The sequence below is a fragment of the Neoroseomonas rubea genome (genome assembly GCF_016106015.1).
GTDB classification, from domain to species: domain Bacteria; phylum Pseudomonadota; class Alphaproteobacteria; order Acetobacterales; family Acetobacteraceae; genus Neoroseomonas; species Neoroseomonas rubea.
In genome coordinates this window covers 1-22,301 of record NZ_JACADQ010000025.1, presented here as the reverse complement: position 1 = coordinate 22,301, position 22,301 = coordinate 1, and the positions used below count along the sequence as shown (strand labels likewise).

The 22,301-nt window shown below is 64.8% G+C and carries 20 protein-coding genes and 1 tRNA gene; 5 read left to right on the top strand and 16 right to left on the bottom strand.

The genetic code is table 11. From position 1 onward, the window contains the following. Nucleotides 1–23 precede the first annotated feature (23 nt). The 10 genes from HW577_RS05085 to HW577_RS05040 form a co-directional block, all read right to left on the bottom strand. The gene (locus HW577_RS05085; protein ID WP_198374985.1) at nt 24–287 is read right to left on the bottom strand and encodes a hypothetical protein; all 264 of its coding nucleotides are present in this window, start codon (nt 285–287) and stop codon (nt 24–26) included. 177 nt (nt 288–464) lie between these two features. Next, complete coding sequence (locus tag HW577_RS05080; RefSeq protein WP_232474688.1) at nt 465–1,262, bottom strand: phosphoadenosine phosphosulfate reductase domain-containing protein; 798 nt, start codon at nt 1,260–1,262, stop codon at nt 465–467. Between the two features lie 280 nt (nt 1,263–1,542). Beyond that, nucleotides 1,543–1,845: a hypothetical protein gene (locus HW577_RS05075; RefSeq protein ID WP_198374983.1), complete on the bottom strand. Its 303-nt coding sequence runs from the start codon at nt 1,843–1,845 to the stop codon at nt 1,543–1,545. A 144-nt stretch (nt 1,846–1,989) separates the two neighbouring features. Continuing rightward, nucleotides 1,990–3,387 (bottom strand): phage/plasmid primase, P4 family, encoded by a 1,398-nt coding sequence (locus HW577_RS05070; RefSeq protein ID WP_198374982.1) that lies wholly within the window; start codon nt 3,385–3,387, stop codon nt 1,990–1,992. Next, on the bottom strand, nt 3,387–4,742 hold the full coding sequence (locus HW577_RS05065; protein ID WP_198374981.1) for a hypothetical protein: 1,356 nt from the start codon (nt 4,740–4,742) through the stop codon (nt 3,387–3,389). The genes HW577_RS05070 and HW577_RS05065 overlap by 1 nt, the downstream gene beginning before the upstream one ends. Continuing rightward, nucleotides 4,739–4,987 (bottom strand): hypothetical protein, encoded by a 249-nt coding sequence (locus HW577_RS05060; protein ID WP_198374980.1) that lies wholly within the window; start codon nt 4,985–4,987, stop codon nt 4,739–4,741. The genes HW577_RS05065 and HW577_RS05060 overlap by 4 nt, the downstream gene beginning before the upstream one ends. Further along, the gene (locus HW577_RS05055) at nt 4,984–5,466 is read right to left on the bottom strand and encodes a hypothetical protein (protein WP_198374979.1); all 483 of its coding nucleotides are present in this window, start codon (nt 5,464–5,466) and stop codon (nt 4,984–4,986) included. Before HW577_RS05055 ends, HW577_RS05060 begins: the two co-directional genes overlap by 4 nt. Before the next feature lie 309 nt (nt 5,467–5,775). After that, nucleotides 5,776–6,018 carry a hypothetical protein gene (locus tag HW577_RS05050; RefSeq protein ID WP_198374978.1) on the bottom strand — a complete coding sequence of 81 codons (243 nt, stop codon included), beginning with the start codon at nt 6,016–6,018 and terminating at the stop codon, nt 5,776–5,778. Between the two features lie 85 nt (nt 6,019–6,103). Further along, complete coding sequence (locus HW577_RS05045; protein ID WP_198374977.1) at nt 6,104–7,447, bottom strand: hypothetical protein; 1,344 nt, start codon at nt 7,445–7,447, stop codon at nt 6,104–6,106. 537 nt (nt 7,448–7,984) lie between these two features. Beyond that, complete coding sequence (locus tag HW577_RS05040) at nt 7,985–9,307, bottom strand: tyrosine-type recombinase/integrase (protein WP_232474687.1); 1,323 nt, start codon at nt 9,305–9,307, stop codon at nt 7,985–7,987. Nucleotides 9,308–9,488: 181 nt separating this feature from the next. Here HW577_RS05040 and HW577_RS05035 point away from each other — a divergent pair. Both HW577_RS05035 and HW577_RS05030 read left to right on the top strand, forming a co-directional pair. Beyond that, nucleotides 9,489–9,570 (top strand) — tRNA-Arg (locus HW577_RS05035). 186 nt (nt 9,571–9,756) lie between these two features. Next, nucleotides 9,757–10,059, top strand: coding sequence for a hypothetical protein (locus tag HW577_RS05030; protein ID WP_198374975.1), 303 nt, complete (start codon nt 9,757–9,759; stop codon nt 10,057–10,059). A gap of 460 nt (nt 10,060–10,519) precedes the next feature. On the opposite strand, the gene HW577_RS05025 is transcribed toward HW577_RS05030, so the two are convergent. Beyond that, the gene (locus HW577_RS05025; protein WP_198374974.1) at nt 10,520–10,768 is read right to left on the bottom strand and encodes a hypothetical protein; all 249 of its coding nucleotides are present in this window, start codon (nt 10,766–10,768) and stop codon (nt 10,520–10,522) included. Here HW577_RS05025 and HW577_RS05020 point away from each other — a divergent pair. Continuing rightward, entirely contained in the window at nt 10,760–11,038 is a 279-nt protein-coding gene (locus HW577_RS05020; RefSeq protein WP_198374973.1) for a hypothetical protein, read from the top strand. The genes HW577_RS05025 and HW577_RS05020 overlap by 9 nt on opposite strands. Before the next feature lie 194 nt (nt 11,039–11,232). Here the strand turns inward: HW577_RS05020 and HW577_RS05015 are convergent, their stop codons facing one another. Beyond that, nucleotides 11,233–11,664, bottom strand: coding sequence for a RidA family protein (locus tag HW577_RS05015; protein ID WP_198374972.1), 432 nt, complete (start codon nt 11,662–11,664; stop codon nt 11,233–11,235). An 84-nt stretch (nt 11,665–11,748) separates the two neighbouring features. Here HW577_RS05015 and HW577_RS05010 point away from each other — a divergent pair, with 84 nt between their 5' ends. After that, entirely contained in the window at nt 11,749–12,468 is a 720-nt protein-coding gene (locus tag HW577_RS05010; protein WP_198374971.1) for a helix-turn-helix transcriptional regulator, read from the top strand. A 442-nt stretch (nt 12,469–12,910) separates the two neighbouring features. On the opposite strand, the gene HW577_RS05005 is transcribed toward HW577_RS05010, so the two are convergent. Further along, nucleotides 12,911–13,390 carry a hypothetical protein gene (locus tag HW577_RS05005; RefSeq protein WP_198374970.1) on the bottom strand — a complete coding sequence of 160 codons (480 nt, stop codon included), beginning with the start codon at nt 13,388–13,390 and terminating at the stop codon, nt 12,911–12,913. 95 nt (nt 13,391–13,485) lie between these two features. Continuing rightward, entirely contained in the window at nt 13,486–16,029 is a 2,544-nt protein-coding gene (locus HW577_RS05000) for a CHAT domain-containing protein (protein ID WP_198374969.1), read from the bottom strand. A gap of 57 nt (nt 16,030–16,086) precedes the next feature. Here HW577_RS05000 and HW577_RS04995 point away from each other — a divergent pair, with 57 nt between their 5' ends. Further along, nucleotides 16,087–16,437, top strand: a complete 351-nt coding sequence (locus HW577_RS04995; RefSeq protein WP_198374968.1) for a hypothetical protein — start codon at nt 16,087–16,089, stop codon at nt 16,435–16,437. 194 nt (nt 16,438–16,631) lie between these two features. Here HW577_RS04995 and HW577_RS04990 read toward each other — a convergent pair whose 3' ends face one another. Further along, a complete protein-coding gene (locus tag HW577_RS04990) occupies nt 16,632–19,097 on the bottom strand; it encodes a hypothetical protein (RefSeq protein ID WP_198374967.1) in 2,466 nt (821 codons plus the stop codon). A 1,190-nt stretch (nt 19,098–20,287) separates the two neighbouring features. Beyond that, nucleotides 20,288–21,655 carry a surface lipoprotein assembly modifier gene (locus tag HW577_RS04985; RefSeq protein ID WP_198374966.1) on the bottom strand — a complete coding sequence of 456 codons (1,368 nt, stop codon included), beginning with the start codon at nt 21,653–21,655 and terminating at the stop codon, nt 20,288–20,290. Nucleotides 21,656–22,301 lie beyond the last annotated feature (646 nt).

Below are 22,301 nucleotides of genomic sequence, written 5' to 3'. Positions count from 1 at the left end.
GCAATCTCGCGCCCCTGCCCCGGTCACGCACGAGGTGTTCGGGCTACCGCATGGGGTGGCGCGTCCCGGACCCAACCGCCGCCGGCTGTGACGATCCACGTCTCAAGGATCGCGGCGTGCAGGTCGAGCAATTCGAGGTCGGCTCGAAGGGCGGCGGCAACCCCCTCGCCGCTCTCTGCAATGATCGTCGGCAGTTCCTCTCGCATGAAGGCGACCCGCGCCTTGGAGCGGCGGAGTTCGGCGCACCAGGCTTTGACCGCTTCCGGGCTCAATTCGTTCTCGTCCATTCCGTTCTCCCGTTCGCTGCCGGGCCGATCCGAGGGCGGGTTATCACGACAACGTGTCGAAATGCCTAACTCGTTCCGGGCTCGCGGGAATGTGACGCGGCGGCGGATGGTTCGGTTCCGGGTCGCGCGCGCATGGCGGCTCGCACCATCGCCTCGCACCATCGCCGGGGCTCGATCTCAGTCCCCGGAGGCAGCCTCCAACGCCCTTCGCTGATCCTCATAGGCAGCGGAGACAACGCGGAACGCCTCCCCGGCCAGCCGCACCGTCTCGGCGTGCTCCGCGGGGTAGTGCTTCCGGAGGAAGGCCATGCGTGCCGGGGCAAGGTTCGCCGGGCAGATCGCGCACTCGAAAGTCTCAGGGGCACCTTCGGCATACTGTGCCGGCAGGGGGACAGCGTGAACGCCTACCCGCCGCATGACCTCCGCGCGCGTCCATCCCGCCAGCGGGCCCCACGAAGCGTAGGGCCTGAGGGCCAGCGGGCTGAACAGGCCCGTCCCCTCCCCGCGCCGCTGCCCATGGACGTGGAGCGTGAACGCGTTCGCTCCCAGCCAATCATGGGCTGGCTGGGACCGCACCATCGCGCAGCAAATCTGATTGGGCGCGATGCGCTGTCCGGTCGGAGGAGCGTCATCCCAGGGCAGCCCAAGCAGCCGGGAGGGCGGGAGGAGGCTTGGCAACCCGTATTGCCGCCATGCGGCCTCTCGGTCGCTCAGCAGCTCCACAAACGGCCCGCCCGCTGCCTGGCGCCGCACATGCTCGGCCTCATGCGGCAGCGCGCCGGGGTTCACCCACAGGGCAACGAAGCGATCCCGGAAGGGGCGGAACAGGTGCAGCAGGAGCCCGCTCTCCGCGCCGCCGCTGTAGGACAAGGCAACCCGGTCGTGCTCGCTCAGGTGAGCGGCCATGGCTGCGGTGATCGCGTCCTCATGCAGGGCGAGTTCAGCATCCGTCCGCGGCGCTCGCTCTCCGCTCATGTCCGCCCCCGCAAGCGGCGAAACCCCGCCCAGCCTTCGGCGAGCGGTGGGCACCATACGTCCAGGAGCTCCGCCGGCATCCTCGAGAGAGCCCTCCCGCGGCGACGGCCCAGGGCAACGTCTAATGCCCGGCAGGCCCACAGGAATTCGCGCCGTTCGCGCGGGTAGGACTTTGACCGCAGCCCGTGCTTCCAGTTCCCGTGTCGAACGGGCCGCACTGGGGCGGGCGCCTGGCGCAGGGCGCGAAACCCCGCCCAGCCGGTAGGGACGTTCGGCCGCATCATTCGGCGCCGCCCTCCGCCGCGGGCCAGAGCGCATCGCCAACCGCGGCGAGCGGTGCGGCAGCGTGGACGAAGCGCGCGACCGCCTCCGACACCGCGCCGAGGTCTCGCTCCCCAGGCGGCAGAAGGCCGAGCCGTTCCAGCCCCGCCAGGGAACGCGGCTCGATCTCGATCCAAGCCCACACCACGCCGCGCCGGCGCCGGTCCCGATATGCCCTCTGCCGCTCGGCGTTCCGCACGCGGCGCTCGTCCGCCGTCATTGCGGCATGCCTTTCCGTCCTCTCGCTGCCGGTGTCAGGCATTCGCGTTACGTCCTCAGGCCCATGGCATAGGACCCTGGGTGCATCCGTCTGCGACCCGTCCTCGCGGTTCGGGCAAGGGGCTGGGGGGCATGAGGGGGCGGGTTCTATCCATTTGCCTCTCATCCGCGCGCGCGCACGTGTGCGTTAATGGTATTCACCTGCCCCCTCCCGCCCCCTGTGTTCATCCGACCGCTTCGGCTGAGGCTTCAGCGCGAGCCCCTGCACCTTCCGCACGCCCTTGACCTTCAGATAGCGGACGCCGGGAACCTTCTCGATCGCACTGCGGAACTGCGACGGGGTCGGGGGTTCCTCGCCGTTCTCAATCGCCCAGGCGCGGCAGGCCGAGCAGAGTTGCCCAGGCGGCAGTTGCGCCGTGGGGAGCAGGTCGCACCGCTCCTCCATCCACCGGCCGATCACGTTCTGCGCCTCGAAGTAGTCGTCCGTCGTCTCGGTCACAATCGCCGGCCTGACGATCCCGCTCTTCTGCCAGTCGAGACACCCGTCGATCATCCAGCGGAGGATGCCCGGCCATTCTTTCCGGAGCTTCGCCTCCAGGTCGCGATCCGGCCGCGCGGGCTTGTGCAGGAAGGGGACGATGTTGAACCGGCGCCGCGCAGCCTCGTCCACGTTCTTCAGGGCGGGCTTGTGATTACCGGCGATCGTCAGCTTGAAGGCGGGCGTGAAGGTGAACGGGTCTTTGCGCATGAAGTTCGCCGTTATCGGGTCGCCGCCCGTCATCTGCTTGATGCGCGCCTCGGCCCAGGCGCGGCCTTCCTCGGTTTCGCTCGCCGTCACCATCCGGGCGCCGCGCATCATCGCGAGGAAGGTCAGGTGCTGCCGGCCGCCGGCTTCGGTGAACGTGTCCATGGCGGCCGTCTGGTGATAGTCGCCGAGGATGCCCGCCGTGGTGTTGAGCAGGACCGATTTCCCGTTGCCGCCCGGCCCGTAGATGAACAACAAGGCGTGCTCGCGGGTCGAGCCGGTGAGGCAGTAGCCGCACCATTGCTGGAGGAACCGGATCAGCGCGGGATCGTCGCCCGTCGCCTGCTTCAGGAAGGCAAGCCAGGTCGGGCATTCCGCCTTGGGAGAAGGCGTCACGGCCGTAACCTTCGTGATGTAGTCGCATTGCCGCGCGTCGCGCAGGATGCCCGTCCGAAGGTCCACCGTGCCGCCAGGCGTCCCGAGCAGGAAGGGTTCAGGGTCCCAGGTCGCGGCGGTTACCGCGTGCCGCCGGTCGCGCTGCGCGAAGGTCTCGACGCCCGACGCGAACGCGACCTTCCCCGTGATCGCCTTCGTCTTGAATTCCGAGTTTCGATTGAGCCGGCGGATCAGGTCTCGCGCCCAGTCGAACGCCATGTGATCCCGGTTCATCTTCCAGTGTGAGCCGACGAAGACAAACCACTTCCCCGTGTCGTGGCAGTAGCGGAGCGTGTCGCCATGCTGCGCGGTGAAGGCAAGCGCGACGCTGTCCTCCGTCAACTCCGATGGCTCGTTGTCGCGCCCGTGCGGGATGTTCAACCCCTCGAAGGAAGCGGCGTCCATTAGCGGGCCTCCGTCCTGGCCGCGGCACGCGAAGCCCAGCCGATGATGCGCTCGAGCTCCGTCGCGGAGATGCCTTGCGCAGTCACGGGACCGGCCGCGGTCGCTCGGATGGTGTCGGGTGTCTCCCCGCGCCGCAGTTGGCGCAGTACGCGGCGGGCGAGCTCGCGGCGCTTGGCGGTGGCTGTCGGATCAGGGGCGACATAGTAGGTCACGCCGTTGCCGACATCGTGCAACGCTGGCCGGCCGTCGCTCAGGACGACCAGCACCGCCGCCTCAGACTGCGACGCGCGGAAGGGTGCCTCGCACCGCAGCCGGTCGCCCGGCCGCATGTCAGCGACCCAGGCGCGCAGGGCCTTCGCCTTGCCCTTCCGCTCGATCTCCGTGTCCATGGTGAGCTCGCCGGTGCTCCGGATGACGATGCCGCCCGGCTTCGCCTCCATCTGCATCTCGACGCCCGTGCGCCGCCGGTAGCCGGCCAGCGCCGCCCTATCGGGCAGACGCACGCCAGACAGGTCCAGCGTCCCACCGCCCGGGTTCACGATGCTGATGCCAGCGTCCGCCACGCTGTAGCCGGGGGCGCCCGTCACATCCGGCCGCGCGCAGAAGACGAGCCGCCCCGTGTCCCACACCGCCAGGTCAACCACCGTGCGAGGCTGGTGGCCGATCACCGTGCCGGGTTCGACCCGGGAGAACCGCGGCGAGGGGAACGACAGCCCGGCCGTCACCATCCCCACCGTGACGTGCGCCTTGAGCGTGGCGATCGCGGCGCCATCGGACACCCGGACCCATGCATGGGAGGCAGTGCCCGGCGGCTGGCCATCCCGCACCACGCGGGCGGAGGAGGAGCGCGCTTCGATGCGCTCGCAGCGGGCAATGCCAGGGATCAGGGGCTCGAGCATCGCGAGCCGATCGGCAATGCCCATCGCCGCCCAGGCCTCGGGGATGCCGGGGGGATTGTCGCAGTCCAGCAGCAGCCAAGACGCCGGCGCTATGCCGCGCTTCAGGCGGGCGGCTACCCGTTCGCCGCTGATGTGGTGGATCCCGCCCGCCACGCGGCCCACTTCGCCACCAGCGAGGCGCGCCAGGGCCTCCTCCGACACAAGGCGGAAGGTATCCCGGCCCGCGCCGTGGAAGGCGCCAGCGCAAAGCGCCAGGTCCGCGCGCTCGGTCACGATCCGCAGGAGGGAAGCCATGGCCCGCGCGTCCGGGACGTGCCGTGTCACGGCCTGCCCTTCAATCACCGCCGCCACCGCGCGCTTCGTCATGCGGCCATCCGCGCCCAGCACGAACGACTTGCAGACTTGCGCCGGCTTGAACGACTTGATCAGCGTGATCGCGGAACCCGCCTCGCTCATCGCGTGGCCTCCACGAGCTGCACCGCCGCGGGGAACTCGCGCCCCGCCGAGTGACGCGCCAGGACGGCCCGCAGCAGGCAGGGATCGAGGCGCCGCCACCGCACCAACCGATCGGCAATCACGTCCTCAGCGCCTTCGCCAATCGTGCCTGCGATCTCGTGCAGGAACTCGGCGATGGCCCGTGGCCCGAGCGCGTGCAGATGCTCCGCGCCGCGGGCGAGGCTATGGGGAAGGTGCGCGCTCAATGCACGGCCTCCCTGACGATCGGGCCGGCACCCTCGGTCGGGCGTACCACGAGCGTTGGCACCCGGCGCGGGCGCGCGGCCAGTGCGGCGAAGGCAATCCACTCGTCCAGATGCGCCGCATCCGTCTCAACCAAGCAGCACGAGCCCTTGGCCTCGGCCGCAAGGATGGCCCCTTCGTAGTGCTCGATCTCAGCCCGGGCGCCGTGGATCAGGTGCGTCGCGGCGTAGCGCAGCGCCTTACGCGCGTCGGGAAAGGCGGTGGGACCGCTCGACCGGAAGTCATCATCAGTGACGAGGATCAGCGCCGGCAGGGGATGGCGCTTGAGCCAGCGGATCGGCAGCGCGTCCGAGGTTCGATTGATCACGATCAGGACGATGCGCCTTTGGCCGAGAGCGCGAAGGAGTGGGATCCAATGCCGCTCGCCGGCCATCTCCACACGTGCGATCGCCTCGGCGATGCGGCCGGGGGTGAGGCTCACCCTGAACAGGTCGGCATCGTCCGCCGCAGGGCGCTTCAGCGTCGCGCCTTGCCGGTTGGGGCTTTGGGTCTTCATCGGGAGCCTTTCAGGCTCGCCGGAACGCTCAGAGTGCTGGCCTCGGGGAGTGCGGCGGCCTATATTTGGCCGGTCAACCCGCGTGTAGTTCTCCCGCCCGGCCGTGCTCCTCTGAGCGCGCCGGGCGTTTTCAATCCAGGGCCGCGAGCATCCCCACCGCCGGGCAAGGCCACGGCGGCGTGGTGTCGTCACCGGGCTTCTTCGGGCCACCGAGGGCCATCGGGAGCGCGGTCATCACGCCGCCTCCTTCGCGCGGCGCCCGCCCCGGATAGGCGGCGCTGCGGCCAGCTTCTGCGCGGCCAGCGCGAGGAGCTCGGTCGTCGCGACCAGCGCCCGCCCATTCACGTGGCGCCACGCCACCGGCCAGACCTCCAGGGAGCGCGGGCTGACGGGAAAAAAGAAGCGGGTGACGAGTTCGGCACCGACGCGGCGGTCCACGTGGCGAGGTAGCGTCTCGAAGTTGATGTTCGGGTCCATGGGGGCCTCTGCGTTGCGTTGCGAGGCCCTCAAAATCCACACACGGTGCGCCACGAAAAACGCCACTAAATCCGTCGAGTGCCGATCATTTAATGGCATCGCGTCCGGAACGAACGCGGCGGTACTCGTTGCGGATTGTGTTCTCCATTGCGCGAGGCCGCAATTGTGCCGCCTCCGAATGGGTGCTCTGTAACCACGCAGACAGCGCGCGAGCCTCGGCGGCCAGCGTTGGCTCTACTTGACCTTGTTCGCCGCGGCGGCGCAGCTCAGCGAGCACAAGTGCCCCGCTCGTCGGTCGCCCAGGCGCTCCCGTGCGGTAGACATGCTTCGCATCAGTGTGAGGTGTCCGCGCTGGCAGCCAAAGTTTGACCACGTCGACCGAGCGGAACTTCGGCCGCCAGTAGCAACAGGTCGCGGAGAACCAAAGGTAGGTAACTCCTTCGGGGTGACTGGTCCTGACGCCGCGATCAGGGTGCAAGAAGGGCCAGCGATGCGCGGGAACGATCTCGCTGGGGCCTTCCGGGATGGCGGGTCGCTCGGGCCCCTCAATCGCAAGGCACTCGAGTTCCCCAAGCGCGAGGCTCCGAACCAGGACCTTCTGTGCGTCGTCGGGCGTCATGATGTACGGAGGCGGCAATGGCGCGGCCTCGCCGTCGCGGGTTATCGGACGCTGCCAAATGAGGTCGGGATGGGTGTCGTGGTGAGGGATCACGTCGCCACCCGTGGCAATCCACGTCACTGCCTGGAACCAAGAGAGATGGGACGGGGCGTCAATGGGCACTGGCGGCGCCGTACTGGTCATGCCCGGGGGCCATATCGCCAGCACCTCCTTGGTCGCAAACTGTACTTCGCGCCACCTTGGCCGGTCTGAGGCCAGGAGCTCGCCAAACGGAGCCCCGGGCGCCAGCGTGGTTCTGCCCTGCGGCGCGATGGTGTGCCATCGGTTCGCCCAGAATGTGAGCGGGATCGCGGTCGGGACGGCTGCCGCCTTGCCATCCGCGGTCTCTAGCCGGCCTAGCGCGATGAGCGAACCGCGCTGCAACTCCGCGAGCATGGCTAGCCTGCCAGCCTCCACGGCACGCTCGTCCTCGGCAGCGCGGAGCATGTCGCTCCGAAGCGCCACCGCCATTTCTCTATAGGTGACGAGCCTTCCTAGGTACCGCCTGCGCCATGCGCGGAGGTGGCGGAGGGCTTTGGGACCGCTCGGCGAGAAGTAACGCGATCGGTACCCGATCGCCTCACCGCTCCCCTCAATGACGCGCACGACGGTGCACGAAGGCGCTTCCCCCGCTCTCGCGTCCAACGCCAATACTGCGTCGTCATCGATGCCGGGACCCCAGCGCTCAAGGAGGTCAACCCTACGATCGTACTCGGAAAAATCGAGCGCCTGACCAAGCCCGATCCAAGTCATGACCTCGCAAGCGGTCATGAAAGGTGTGCGTGGGGTCGGACCCCTCGGACCTCTACCGCTCGGACCCCCTCGCTCGGACCCGTCGGACGCGCTTGCGCCGCCCGCAATGTCGTTGCCGCGTATCACTCGCGCCTCCGCGCGCTCCGCGTATCAGGTCGGCGGGGCAGCCCGGCGCGGAGGGTCCGGGCGTTCGGGGGCCAGCCTAGCCCCGCCAATGGAATGCTAGCCGATCCTCGCCGCCTTCAACCTGTCCAACTGCTTCGCAATTCGCAGGTACTGGTCCCGCTCCCTGCCCGGCGCCACGAGTTTGCAGAGCGCGAGCATCTTCCGGCCCGTCGCCGTCAGAGGTTCCCAGTCGCTGCCGAACGCGGCAGGGGTAGGAAAGGGGATGATCTCCGCGCCCGGACTGTCAGGCTCCACAGGCGCCGGCGTGCTATTGGTCCGCTCAGCCTCAGTCATGGGGATACCCCTCCATGGTCGAGGTCAGCCTCGGCGCGGTGTGTCCGCACCCGCCGGGGCGACCTTGTTTACCCGGAACCGCCGGGCGCGGCGCAATCAGGCGGCTGGCTTCTTCCCAACCGCCGGAAACTGGATGATCTCGGCAACCTTCGCCGCAGCGCTGCGCGCCTCAGCAATCGCATCGCGCTTGATGTAGCGCCGCGTCGTGGAGATCTGGCTGTGCCCAAGAAGCGCCTGGATCATCTCAGGCGTCGCCCCCGCGTTGGCCGCGATGCTCCCGACCGTGTGCCGCAGGTCGTGCAGCCGCGGCGCGCCGCCTGCCGACAGGCCGGCCTCGGCACGCCACGCCTCCCACTTCTTTTTCAACGCGCCGTAGCCGAGCGGGCCGGCCTTACCCCGCGTGCCCGGCAGAACCCACTCGTTCGCCTTCCACGCAGCGGCTCGATCCAACTCTGCGGCAATGGCGGGGGTGATAATCAGGTGCTTCACGCCCGCGCCGCGCGCCGTCTTGTGCTTCACTACCCGCAGGAGCCCCGCAGGCCGGTCCACGTCCTGCCAGCGCAGGTTCAGGACCTCGCCCACCCGCGCACCCGTCAGCAGCATCAGGCGAAGCGCTGCGACATGCTCAGGGAAGCGCGCTTCCCTCTCAGCCAACACGGCGACCAAGCGGGCGATCTCATCCTCCGACAGCGGCCGCCCGACTTCCGCGGTTACACTTTGCCCGAGCCGAGCGCAGGGGTTCGCCCGCAGGTGGCCGCGATCCACCATCCAGGAACAGAAGGCCGATAGGACCCGCAGCGTCGCTGCCGTGCCCCCCTCCCCTGTCGTCGCCCGGTCCTTCCAGCGGATGATGGCTTCGCGCGTCAGGGCCTCGGGCTTCATTCGCCCGAATGAGCGCCGAAGGTGCGCATCCACCTTCTCCCGGTAGCCCTTCAAGGTTAGGGGGGACATGCCGCTGTCCGACTTGCCGCCACGCTTCGCGATCCGGGCCCCGCCGGCCAGCCGCGCCGCGGTTTCCGCATCGGCCCGAGCAACGCGCTTCTCGCACCACGCCAGCCATTCGTTCAGCAGCGCATCGACGGTCGGCACGGCGAAGGCTGCCTTCTTCTCGGCCGCAGGGTCGCGGCCGGCCAACGCCTCGCCCTTCTTCTTCCGGGCCTCCTCGCGGGCGTCCTTAGGGCTGAGTGAGGCGGGGTTGCCGAGAGTGATCGACCGCGTGGCGAACCGCTTCCCCGTCGCCGGATCGAGCCCTCGCGGCTTGTAGTCGAACCGCCAGACCATCCCAGTCGCGTTCACGATCAGCGCCAGGCCGCGACACTCGGTGTCGGCGATCACGAGGCGTGACTTGGGTGCATGGCGCTTCCACGCCGCCTCAATCGTCGTCTGGTTGATCTTCGCCCTCTCACGCACCAGGCGCATCGCCAGCCCCCCGATCAGTGCTCGCAATCCCAAGCCTTACCGAACCGGACACTAACCGGACACTCAGCACGGAAGCCAGCGAAAAGGAGCGGGAGGCAGCGTTGCGGCGCGGTGAGGGCGAATTTCCGCCGAAAAACGCCATTTTCGCTGCGCTTTGCGGGTTACACAAAGGAACGTAAGGGGTAGCGGTCAACTGCTAAAGTAGAAGCAACTCAGGATTCCTAATCCTGGGGCCGTGAGTTCGAATCTCGCCGGGGACACCACATCTTTTCACCACGTTAGCGACCATCAGGCACCGCCATTGTCGAGCGCCGCGCAGGCTCGCGGATGGAGTCGCGTCGCGAGTGTTACGCGCGCCATCTCTTCGTCGGACGGGAGCGCAACGCGCGGCGATCCATCGAGAACGAATACCCGTTTCACGGTGATGGCGGTGGACAAGGCGCCGCTCGATGGCGGCCATTTCCTCCATGCCCGGCGTTTCCTGCCGGCAGGAAAGCGCCTTTGGCCTCGCCCCCCGGCAGGAAGTGCCGGTCGACGGGTTGTTCTCGGACATCATCTGGTATCCGGACCACTTGCTCGGATTGGTGCGGCGCGGGATGGAGGCCGGGGCGGCGCATAACTCCGTCTGCACGGTGGAACTCCAGAGCGAGACCGTTCATGCCACGGCCGCAGAATTCGACGCAATTCCAGGGGCTTGCATGTTTCAAGGCTACCACAACAAGCATGAACTGACCTTCGCACTCCTCCGCTGAGCGCGCTGTGGCATGGCGGCTGCAGTGCCCCTTTACAGGTGATGGATGCCGTTTCTGAAACGAACGCCACCACCCACCTTGTAAATTACGCACGACGGAGATGAAGATGTTCATTCTCGGAACAGCCGCTTGGGCGATTTTATCTATCTTGACAACTTGGATTGTATTACGATTCCTCGGCAATTTTCTTGCATGGTACGCAGATTTTCTTGATCGCCGAGCTGGCATTGAGCCGTATTCGGAATACTTGGAGCGAATTGACCTGCCCTTCCAAGCCCTCACACCAAAGGCCTAACGGCGCAGGTCGTTTCCTCAGCCATACCTGCGCGCATGTGGCGCAGCCTCCGCGCCAGCCCGTTCTAGGCGTGTCCCACATGCCCCACCGTGCCCCACCGCTTGCGAGACAGCCGGGGGCGGAAAGCGCGCTCGGGCACTACAACCAACGGGTGCCCGCGGCCCTTCACCCAGCGGCCTTCGCCTTCCGTGCGCGCGCTGCGGCAAGGCTCGCCGGGGCTTTCGCGGCGGCGGTGCAGTGCATCGCCCATGCGTCCATGAGCGCAACGCGACGGTCGAACAGGTCGGAGTGCCGATAGCGTCCCGAAACCGCATTGCCGACGTCATGTGCCAGTGCCTTTTCGGCGGCCACGTCCTCACCCGGCCGCGTGTCGTCAACCCAGGTGCGGAAGGTGCCTGGGAAGCCATGGGGCACCGCCTCCCGCCCGTCCGCGTCGCGCCACGGTGCAGGCGCACCGGCGGGCCTGTCGGCGCGCTGATCGGCGAGCAACTCGGCTACCTCCGTCCCTTCGAGAGCCTTGTACGCGCCGAGATGGGGGACAGCGCCACCCTGCCCGAGGGTGCAGCGGTGCGTATCCGCGCCGCGACGGAGGCGCGCTTCCCGGGCTATCCGCGTGTCGCGCCGCAGAGGAATCTCATCGAACGGAACGCCGAGGCGCTGGCGCGCGAATCCGCCAGGAGATGAAACCTGCCGACCATCGCTTCGCCAAGCAGCGAGCGCCTGGATGAGCCCTGCGCCCGCCCCGGTCAGCAGGATCTGATGAGGCCGATCCGCCGCGCGAAGATGCCCGCGACCGCCGGGAGGCAACGCGGCACGAGGCGCGGCGAGGGACAGTCGGTCGGCCTCATGGTGACGAGAGACCGACCGACAGACGTCGCTCAGGTTAGCGCCACCACGGCTTCGACCTCGAAGAGCATCCCATCGACAGCGAGCTTCGGCACTGGAACCAAAGTCTGGGCCGGAAGGCTCCCGCCGAACATCCGTGTCACCTGCTCGGTCAGCACTCCGAGCTTCGACATGTCGTGGTCGACGACGAACACCGTCAGCTTCACGACCTGGTTCGCGCTGGCGCCGAGTGCCTCAAGGACGGTGCCGAGGTTGGCGTAGGCTTGGGCCACCTGCGCCGCGAAGGCGGGCGACAGGGCGCCCGCGGCGTCCTGGGCGCCCTGCCCCGACACGAACGCTAACCGGCCGTTGCCGGGGGTGATGACCGCCGTGCTGTAGCCGTATGGCGTAGGGTCGTGGAGGTGTGCGGGGTTGAACACGGTCGGCGAGGCGGCCGCGGCGCGGCCTTGATCGAGGGATGTCATTCCGAATGCCCTTGCTGTTTCGACGGCCGGGCCTTAGCGGGAGACGGTGCCAAGAATTGTCACTATAGGCTCTGCGTCCGACCGATGAACGTCCGGGCGCGCCAGGACGCCATTGTGCGGACGCTACGACGGACCGCCACGGCGACCGTCGCCGAGCTGGCGGCAGAGGTCGGCGTCTCGCGACGCACGGTCCTGCGCGATATCGGCGCGCTTCGCGATCAGGGGTTCGTCATCCATTCCGAACCGGGGCCGGGCGGCGGCGTCCAGCTCGACCCGCGATCGGTCCAGGGCGCGGCGCAACTCACTGTGGCGGAGGTGTTCGCCCTGGTGATCAGCGTGACCAGCGCGCGGATGTCGAAGCGCTTCCCCTTCTCCGCCCTCGCCGACAGTGGCCTCGCGAAGATCGAACGGGAGTTGCCGCCGGCGAAGGTGAAGGACCTGCGCGCCCTGCTCGAATGCCTGCACGTCGGGCGGCTGTCGCCGCGGCAGAACATCGCCGACATGGGCGCGATGGATCCGGCGTTGCTGCCGGCGTTCGAGACCGCGTTCCTTCAGCGGCGGCTCATGCGGTTCCGGTACCGCGACGCGAAAGGCGCGCAGACCAGCCGCGAGATTGAACCCCAGGCCATGCTTATCCTGCCGCCGCTCTGGTACTTGGTCGCCTGGGATCCCCGCCGTTCGGACTTCCGCCACTTCCGTATGGACCGGATCGGCGGGCCCGAGGTTGTTCCGGATGCCTCGTTCCGGCGCAGGCGCGTGCCATTCGACGATGACGTCTGCCCATTCGGCGACGCGGCTTCCTGAACGCTGATTTGGCTTCCCGCCAAGCGAGGGGCGCCGTGTCCACTTTCGGGCCGCCGCTTCGATGGCGAGGGTCCGCTCCGGGTCGACTGCAGCCATCGCGCTCGCAGCCGACGGAGTCTCTGAGTTCCGTACTGAATTGGCCAAGTCGGCCAAGTCAGAAGGTCCGGAGAGAATTGGCCCCCGGAGAACGATTCGTCGCCTTCTTCGCGCCGGGCCAGTCAACAGGTGTGCGCCGAAAACCCCACAAAACCTGCCACTCAGTGTGGCGGTCGGTCTGCCGGAGAGCGGGACGCCCATTGGAACTGGCGGAGGGAGTGCACCCGGATTCGAACCGTCGCATCCGCGAAATACGATTTCAGTTGATAATCGTTGACCACAATCCAACCCCGATATAGATACGTTAGTTGCACGGATCAGATCGCCTGCTAGATTTTTAAAGCTTTTATTTCTTTTTTTTGCTCGCCGTTACATGAAAGACATTCGCCTTCTCGACCGAAACTGCATATTCTGACGATGTTCCAGTTACTTTTTCACGCAGAACGTGTATTCCGTGATCTTGAAGTGTCTGCTCGAGATCTATTTTCTCTTGTGTATTAAGCAGGCGGACTGAGATGTCTTGAGCGAAGCCGCCAATATGAGCGAACCCTCCCGGCTTACCTGCTTGAGCGCTAACTTCCTTCCGCCACCAACTCAATTGCTCTGCTGACAGAGCCTCACGCGCAGGCAATTTTTTGATCTTATATTTTGATAGAAATCGTTGCTTTATGTTCAAATAGTTATCTTTTCTTTTGGGGTCAAAAATAATCTCGATTTGCTCATCAACGCTCCTTTCTCCACTCGTCAAATATGCTTTTCCTTTCGATTTTGGGTGTTTTGTTTCAAAGGCAGCGATCGCCTTGCTGGCTTCTTCCGAGATTGTCATGGTCTTATCTTTCCTCCGGACTCAAGATAACGCTGCAAAGAATCATTCGAGGGGCAATGCTGAATTCAGGACACGCAAAGATCGATACCGCTTCATCAGCCCCCCACAATGACGAATGGTGCCCAGACAGCTGGATGTCGAAATCGTGGGTCCTCGTCGTTGAGCATTCTATGTATCGCACCCTGAAGCGCATAAGTGCGGCGAGCCGTCGGATCCATCGCAGCGATCCTTGCAAAATCAGTCATCAGCCTAGTGGTGGCATCACTCGCGACCGACCAATGGCTGACGAGCAATTCGCGCGCGCCCGCTTGCAGAAACGCCCGCGCCAAACCGCTCAAACCTTCGGCGTAGGCCCCTCCGTCGGGGGCCGCCGTATTGCAGGCTGAAAGCAGCACCAAATCGGCATCCAATGCCAACAAAGCGATGTCGGAGCCTGTCAGTAAGCCATCAAGCGGCGCATCGTCTTCCACTGGAGTCAGCACAACAACCGGTTCGTTAAGACCGGGCAGTTCGCCAGCCATCAAGGCATGCGTCGACAACGAGATTACCTGGAACCGTCGCGGATCACTCTCGACAAACGCTCGCTCGGTAGCATCGTCACCTACCAATACGATGCTCTCTCTCTCGCCAAGAATACGCGCAATCCGCCTAACTTCTTCGGCAGCGTCGGGTAGCCGAGGAAGTTGAGCCAGTTCCGACCAGAGTCTCTGGTTTGCTCCACGATGCCGAACGTTAGCGGTGCGCGCGAAGCCGGCGAAGTGAGGATCACCCACACCCAAAAAGGCCATCGTCGCTTGCGACGGTGTCCGGCGCGCATCGCGAGATGCCAGGAAGGCACCAATCGAAGGCGCCGTTGTGAACGCAAGGCGCTGGATCAGCCACTTTTGGCGAGCATCAAGCAATAGGTGGAGCGGCAAAGACTGAAGTGCGCCGTCAGGAATTACGATGACATGCTCAACGCCATCGAGCACCCCAATCCTCTCGATTGGAAGAAGTAGAAGGTCGTGCAACGCACGAGCCGCTATCACGTCGAAAGGCTCAAGAGGGACGCCGCGCGCTTCCAATCCCAGATCGACACCGAGCCGTATACGCCGGACGAGGTTCGCGATCTCGGTCGAACCGACAGTAACGGAGATCGCCTCAGCCGCGTTCCGCCGAATGCCCCAAATCAGTGTCTCGCCCTCGGTTACGACAAAGAAGATCAGTGCCTCGTCGTCAACCACGATTTCCTGAACCTGTCGAATCTCGACTGGACGAGGTTGAATGTAGCCTGCGAATTGAGGCGACACGGCAAGCATCTCTGCGCTCAGCGTTCTGACTCGAGCAGCCGCATCGGCCCGGGCGTAACGTAGCCTGTCCGCCTCCTCCGCCGGGATTGGTGATCGAGCGGCGGCCGAAGCAAGCAGCACGTTGTCAGCCTGCTGCACGGCTTCGATTGCTTCTTCGCGCTCCGCGAGCAAACGGCCTAGCACGTCATTCGTCGTAGCACGTCTTAAGGCCGCGCGACGCATAGCGTCCCCCGCGCGAGACGATAGAGCCTCCTGAGAAGCCACGAAGCCATCCTGTAGTGCGCGTGGGTCTTCATCTCGTAATGCGACAAGCGAGTGTGCGAGTGCTGCGTAGATCTCGCGAGCTCCGCGCCTCTGCGCACTTGCCGTAGAGCCCCCGACCTGGTCGGACGCACTGACACGCTCTTGAAGGAGTGCGAGTGCCCGTTTCGCGTCGTCCAGTGCACCGCGGCGATTGCCGGATTGGCGCCACAGCTCCGCGCGTGCGGATAGGACATCAGCCACTCGGACAGTCCCAGCGGAACCAGCGGCCTCGCAAATGATGAGCGCCCGCTCGAGCGCCGCCGCGGCGTCCTGATACCGCGCCATCCGCGTCAGCAGGCGGCCAAGGCGAACAAGAGAGAACCCGAGATCGGGCGAAAGCTCTCCACGTGCTTCCGCAATACGGATCTGCGCCTGCTCATAGAACGTCGCCGCAGCCTCTCGGCGATCAGCAGTTTCGGCGATCAATCCCCGCAATACCAGCGCTAGTCCAACCGGGCGCGCATCAGGCGGGGGGGTCGATGTGAAGGCCGATAGAGCGCGCTCCGCCTTGGCTTCTGCAGCCGCCAGGTCGCCTAACCGCAGATCGACCGCCGCACGCTCGATTTCGGTCGATTGCACCTGAACCGCAGCAGGTCCGAACGCCGCGCTAAGCACGGATGAAGCCTGCGCCAACGCATCGCGTGCGGCAGCGGGATCGCCGAGTTCAGCGAGTGACGTACCAAGGGTATGGAGGGCGCGTCCGTAGCCGGGATGTCGATCACCCAGTGATTGACGGTAAGCTTCGACAGCTTCTGTTGCCGCTTCAACTGCCTCCGCCATCCTGCCGCGATTGAAGCGGGCTGTCGCAAGCGATATCAGCGCATGGCCGCGGATCGGATCACTAACGGGAGCGCGCTGAACAACATGCTCCAAGACGGCTTCGGCAGTGGCGACATCCAATCGCCGCAAGAGAACCTGAGCATTCGCAAGGTCCGCGATACGCAACAGATCCTCAGATGATCCGGCAAGCCGGCGCGCCTCGTGCACCGCGTCCTGCGCGACCGTTAGATTGCCGCGCTCGGCACTGGCAATCGTGAGGTTCGCCAACACCGATACCCTGAACTCAGGCCTTAGCTGAGCGCGCTCAGCAAACTGCAGGCTCTCTTGGAAGTCCCGCTCAGCATCTGCGAGCTTGAGCAGCTCAAGCCGAATAACGCCAAGCGCATTCAAGCCCTCGGCAGATCCCACGGCGTCAGCCGACTGAAGCGCCGGCAGTGCGCGAGTCAGCAACTGCTCGGCCAAGGCGAAATCACCCAGTCGCTCGCGATGACGCGCGAGTTCCCGCTGCAGTCGCGCGGCCAGCAACGGCTGCGGCCGAAACGCCGCGCCTGCCGCGATCTGCTCCGCAACGGTCAGATGCGTTCGAGCCGTCGTGGGATCGCCCAGATCGAGAGCAAGTCCAACGAGCTCGAAGCGCAAAATCGCCTGGTCGGGTTCCCCAAGGCGCCTACCTGACCGTGCAATGAAGCGCTCGAGAAGGTCGAGCGCCGCTCGCAATTCTCCGCGCGCACGAAGATCGCGTGCTCTAGCCAGCGCGGAGGCCGCAGAGTTGGGCTGCGCAGCCCTCTGCTGAGCCTCGGCGGCACCCGAAACAGCGCAAAGGGCGGGGAGGGCCACGCTCGCAAGCGCGACCCTCCGCGACGCCAGCATCACTGCCTGGTGCCCACGAACACCCCGTTCGCGCCATATCCAGGGCCGGCGATGCCGAACACACCGCCGGTCGCCCGTGGCAAATTGGCAGACGAAACAGGCCCGGCAGTCGTCGGATTGTGGAAGAAGGCACCGGAGACGCTCATCACGCGATTGGCGGCGGCCCCCTGCCCGGGTCCTTGGCCAGAAAACACATTCGTCCCGTTTGTGCCCGTTCGCGCCGCGTAGCTGGCGCCGTCGAAGTTGGCGCTGAGCGTCCCGGACCGACGACCGAAATCGTAGGCGTGCGTGAAATCGCCCGCCACTGTTCGAGCGCCCTGCGCACTGACGACGTTTCCCACCATTCCGCCTCGGTAGGTTGCCGTACCCGTCAGTGCCTGCAGGGTCCCGTAGTCCACCGGCCGTCCAGCAACCCAAAAGCCGAGCCCCATGAATTCGCGCTGGGCTCCTGAGGCATTGGCGACCAGGTCGCCCATGAACACGCCCCATGCGAGGTGCTCGTTGCTCGCCGGCATCGCGCTCTGAGTGCCGTCGGGACGCCGGATACCCGGCAATACGTCCTCATTCACGCTCGCCATGCCGGCTTGCCGCGGAATAACGGCCGCAAAGGTCGATCGCGACGCCATCGCTGTTGTCGGAACGCCGTTGGGAGCGTCCGCACCAAAGGTCAGTGTCCGATCGGCCCGGCCCGCCACGGCTGGAGTGGCTGTTCCGGCGACCGGGATTTCACCGGCCGCAGCGGACGACACCCGGATCGATGCTGTGATTTCCCGATCACCGTTCCTGCTCGTGATCCGGACATCACCGAGGCGAGCGCCGACACCCGCGTAGAGATTGACCGCCCCGCCCGTCCCGGCGGGCGTTTCGACGAGTCCGGCGGCGAAGCCATCGAGGCCCGCGGGGGTCACGCCATCCGCGCGCACACCGCCCAGAGGGCCTCTTCCGGCACTCGGAGTCACCGAACCGACGTTGGTCGCGAGGCGCGTGAAACCGAAGGGGACGGAACCGCCGCCGCCGACCGCCTGCACCGAACCGGGCTGGACGGGAGGCAGGAAACTTCCCGGCGAATTCGGATCAGGGACGCGCCCGGCCGGGCCGGGACGCGGATCCGATTCCCCAATGGCGAAGTGGCCAATGAGCCCGCCACCGCGATCCGTTGGGTCGCTGTTCTGGAACATGTGTCCGCCGTAGCCGTCCGCGGCCGTCGCGAGCGATCCGAAGTTGCCCGTGACCGCAAGCGAGCCGCCCGCCCCAAGGCGTGCGCTCCCAACCGTATTGCCGGATAGCGCAAGGCCTCCGTCAAACGGCAACGCCAGCAGCCCGCCCGTCGAGACTCCCGCGCTGCTCCGACCATCCGCGGCAATCTGGAGATCAAATCGCATCGCCGGATGCCGATTGTTCTCGCCGGCTACGACCAGCAGATGCGTGTCACCACGTGGCGCGCCGGCAACGAATGTTTCCTCGGGTCGGAATGCATTGAAGCGAGAAAATGCGATCGGGCGCCCAAGTGCTGGATCGGGGGTCAAGAACTGAGCCGCGATCGAGCATCGCCCATCACCAGCGCTGCAATCTGTACGAAAGCCCCCGGGAAGACCGATATTCGTCAATCCGTTGGGGTTGAGCGGATTTAGGCCGTCAGAGATGGCGAACCTCATGAGCGTACCGGGAGCTACCACTTCGTCCGATTGCCGCCCCGGTAACGAGCCGCCCGAAGGCCCCCCAATCGCCTGGCCACCGATCAGAAAGAAACGCTCACCCTCCACAAACCCGCGAGCACGCAATTCTGGCGTCATAGATGTAGACGTGAGCACGAAATCCAGTATATAGACACTTGGACTTACTGAAGCAATACTCGTTGTAAGTCCATTGGTAAAGAATGTTCCCGCTCCATCCGTAATTTGTGGCAACGCAGTAAAATCTATTGCCAATCTATCGTCAAAGGACTGCACTAAAACCCCACTTGATCCAGGCAATGAAACCAAACCACCAGAAAAAGCAGCCGGCGCCCGCCCCGGTGCCGCCCGAGCAATCTCAAATAATGAGCCCGACCGATAAATAACACTTGCGCCGCCGGCACCAGGAATATCGAGTTCGTATTTATCTCTCAGCGCCGTACTATTTTCGTACTCTGATACAGATATAAACGAGAGTCGATTTACTTCGTCGACACGAGGCTCAAAATCGATCTGATCATCGGGGACAACAAGAATAATCCGACCAAATCCATCAACCGCGATCGAGCCATTTCTGCGGTCAATTAATCTCGAGGTATACATTCGCTGTATTGCGCTCGGGACCAAAATGTCATTTACAGAAATAAAATACTGATAGATGAATTCATAAGTCCCCCTTAAACTTAGAAATTCCTGCAAATCCGGACTTGAAACACCAAAAGGAACCGCTTGACGCAGTAAGCTATGTATATTTGCGATGTAGTCATAATTTGGGCTATTTTCTACGGCCAAGAACGGTCGAGATGATATGTTCTGGAAATTTTGTATCCCAACAAATCTTGAACTTACTGTCCCATCAGCGTTGTTTGTGGCCACAAGGCCAGTATCCACCCTAGTACCCGTGGCGGCCAAGCCACTGCCACTGGGAGAAAACCGCCTCACACGGGCTGTTCCAATATTTTGACGCTCGACTATGCCAACCGGCTGGACAGGCTGCAGGCCCTCGCCTGACTGCACGGCGAACGTGTTCAACGTTGTAGCTAACGACACTGGGCTAGATGCTACGATCCCTGAGGCCGTGCCGGAGGAAACAGGAACGACCGCTGCAGCAAGTTGAAAGGTCGTCGCCTGTACTGGTCCAGCCCCAGTGCGATCGCTGCCTGGAGCTTGACTCGGTCGAGATGAATTCCCAATCGATCCAATATCGACACCTGCATTGCGATCTCTTGCAGGTTGCGACTGCACAAACTCCTGAGCGCCGACGCCTGCATCCACACCTATTGATGGAACCGAATCTTCGTCACCGCTCGATCCGGCGACCAACGGCGCGAACGGCAAAACTAAAGCCGCGAGCGTGTCACGATCCTCGCGACGCGGACCTCCGTTGTTGAACGCAAAGGTGAAGCCTGGGCGCCGAATAGTCTCCTCGGATCCGTCCGGCCGACGAACCGTAATCCGACGTCCCGAGATCAGGGTGACAGACCCGCTGGCGCCGGTCTGGACGATCCCAGAAGCACCAGCCAGTCGAATCTCAAGGCCGGCTGTCTCGATCGCCATGTCGGCGGAGTCCGACGTGGAGACCCGCAGACGTCCTCTGCTCGACGTTCCCTTGATCACCGAACGCCCCGTCGCTGGGTCAGTCTCGATGGAGGTCAGACGAAAATCGGCACCGGGCTCCAGGACGATCGAACCACCGTCGGAGAAAGCGATCTCCGTCCACATGCCGCGCGGGCTTTCGATGCGCTGGCCTGGGACGATGTCCGTGACCTGGCGAGGGACGGAGCCGGTGGGAGATGAGGCTCCTCGGATCACAACGCCAACGAGCGTTGACTGAGCGTGCGCCGGCGCCGGCATCAGCCCGAGTAACGCAGCCCCTGCAAGCAACGTCATGCGAGGTGAAGAGTACCCAGGGATCCGTCCGTGCCGAGCCATTGTCCTGCTCCTCCGAATGATCAAGCGACTTGGATTGGCCGGCGACGGCCTCAAAGTGAGAGGCGTACGCCGGCCATGAAGGCGTGGTTGTCGAACCGATAGATCTCGTAATTGCTGCGCTGATCAAACGCGTCGTATTCGACGGTGATCGCGATCGAACGCGAGACAGGGAACACGAGGGTAGCCCCGCCTTCCCACCGCGTGTCCTGGCGCTTCGTGAAGGGATCCAGTGTCGGATCTGGCGCTTGGTATCTCGCCTGGCGCACACCGAACCGCGCCGACGCACCAATCGTGTAGTCGCCAATCGGGATCGCGCTCTGTAGCCCCAGGAAGCCGCCAAAGCCGCTTCGCGCGTAGTAGTCGACGCGGGCATCACCCTCGAAGTACGAGACAGAGCCCGTGACGCGGGTCGTCGGCGTGATCGCGTAGCCGACCGATGCGTTCAGGATCATCTCGCTGCCCGTGTAGAGACGGGCGGTCGGCCGGAAGTCGCTATTGAGGTAGTTGCCGAAGCCAAGCGTGCCCGTCAGCTCCAGCGTCCAGCGTGGCGGCAAGCGCAGTTCCGCGGTCAGGCCTGCGCCGTACTGCCAGCTGTAGGTCGAATCGGCGTAGCCGATCCATCCAAGACGAACTGCTGGCCGCAGCGAAAGCAGGCCATTCTCACCCACCTCTGCGACACCAATCCGCGGCCCGGTGTCGAGCGTGGCGACCGACAGGTCGTACCCGCGCGGAATGCTCGCGAAGCGTTGATCGAACACCGAGGCGTTTGTCTCCCACGCTGCTTCCCGCTGCAGCTCGAGATCGTAGCGGTGGTAGGCGCGCGCCCCGAGGATCGAGCTCCAGCTCTCCTGGCCCGTCGCGGGCAACTGGGTGGGGAGAACCAGGAAGCCACCCTGAACAGGCGTGTAGATCGGTACCGTCCCGGCAGGGGTCACGCCATTGGCGTTCGAGTCCCAGCGAACACCGGCAAAAATGCTCACCTCGAACAGCGACCGCGCCGCGCCGCGCTCGGCCTGAGCGACGATCTCGCGCGCTCTCACCGCGACATCCGTGGGAATTGTTGGAGAACTCAGCGCCTGTCGCGCGTACAGCGCCGCGAGATCCGGAGACCCAGTCGCAAGGTGGATAGACGCTATCTCAAGCCGAATGTTGTCGAGCGTTGGGTTAATCCGGAGGACCCGCTCGAGCGCTGCAATGGCAGCCCTAGCGTCGCCACGCTCCGAGGCAATGCGTGCGTATCGGACCGCGGCGTCAGGATCGCCGGGTCGCGCGATCATCTCACGGAATGCGACCTGAAGCTGGTCGGGGGCGGCGCTTGTCGGCTGCGCAACAGCGGGTATCGCCATCAACGTCAGCGCCGCGAGAGCGACACACCATTGAATCCTAAAAGAAAGCAGCATGCGCGTCCCGGATGGCATGTAACGGTTTCTGACAGTATCGACGCCCCACATCGGCGCGCAACAGAAACGTGAGGTCGTATCTTCAGAATGGGCGGATCACGATTGCTGAGATCGTGAGAGTTGCAGTCAACGCAACCATAGGATGTATTTAAAAATGAGACATGGCGGCAGCTAACTGGCTTGAGGCTAGCTACCTGCGCATCGTGATAGGTGTCTTTGGACTTCTGCGGGTGATTGCGGACTGGCGGGGGGGGCAACTCTTGTGATTAAGGCGCCGTCATACTTCATCGAGAAAATCTGATGTGTGGCCGTACTTCAGCCATGCCAGCGCCTCCCCTTACTCTCCCCGCGCTGAGATCCTCCGCTCCGCCCCGACCGCCGCATACATTCCTGCGATAGCCCGCGGAGCGCGGAGATCGAACGTCTCGCCGCCTGCAGCATGTCACGCCAGCCTTCCAACCCCTGACCGACCCGCGCTGCGCTTTGGAGCGCAATTCCAGGGCCGCGGCAAAGATGTATGCCAATGCTGCGAAGGTCGTAAGCGCGGCGTAGAGGCCCTTGAGGCGCGCGATTGATGGTCAACCGGCTTTGTCGGTCTTCCAGCACCAGGGCATGAGGTCGTCGATGCGGCTGTTTGGCCAGCCGTTCACGAGACGGGTCAGCA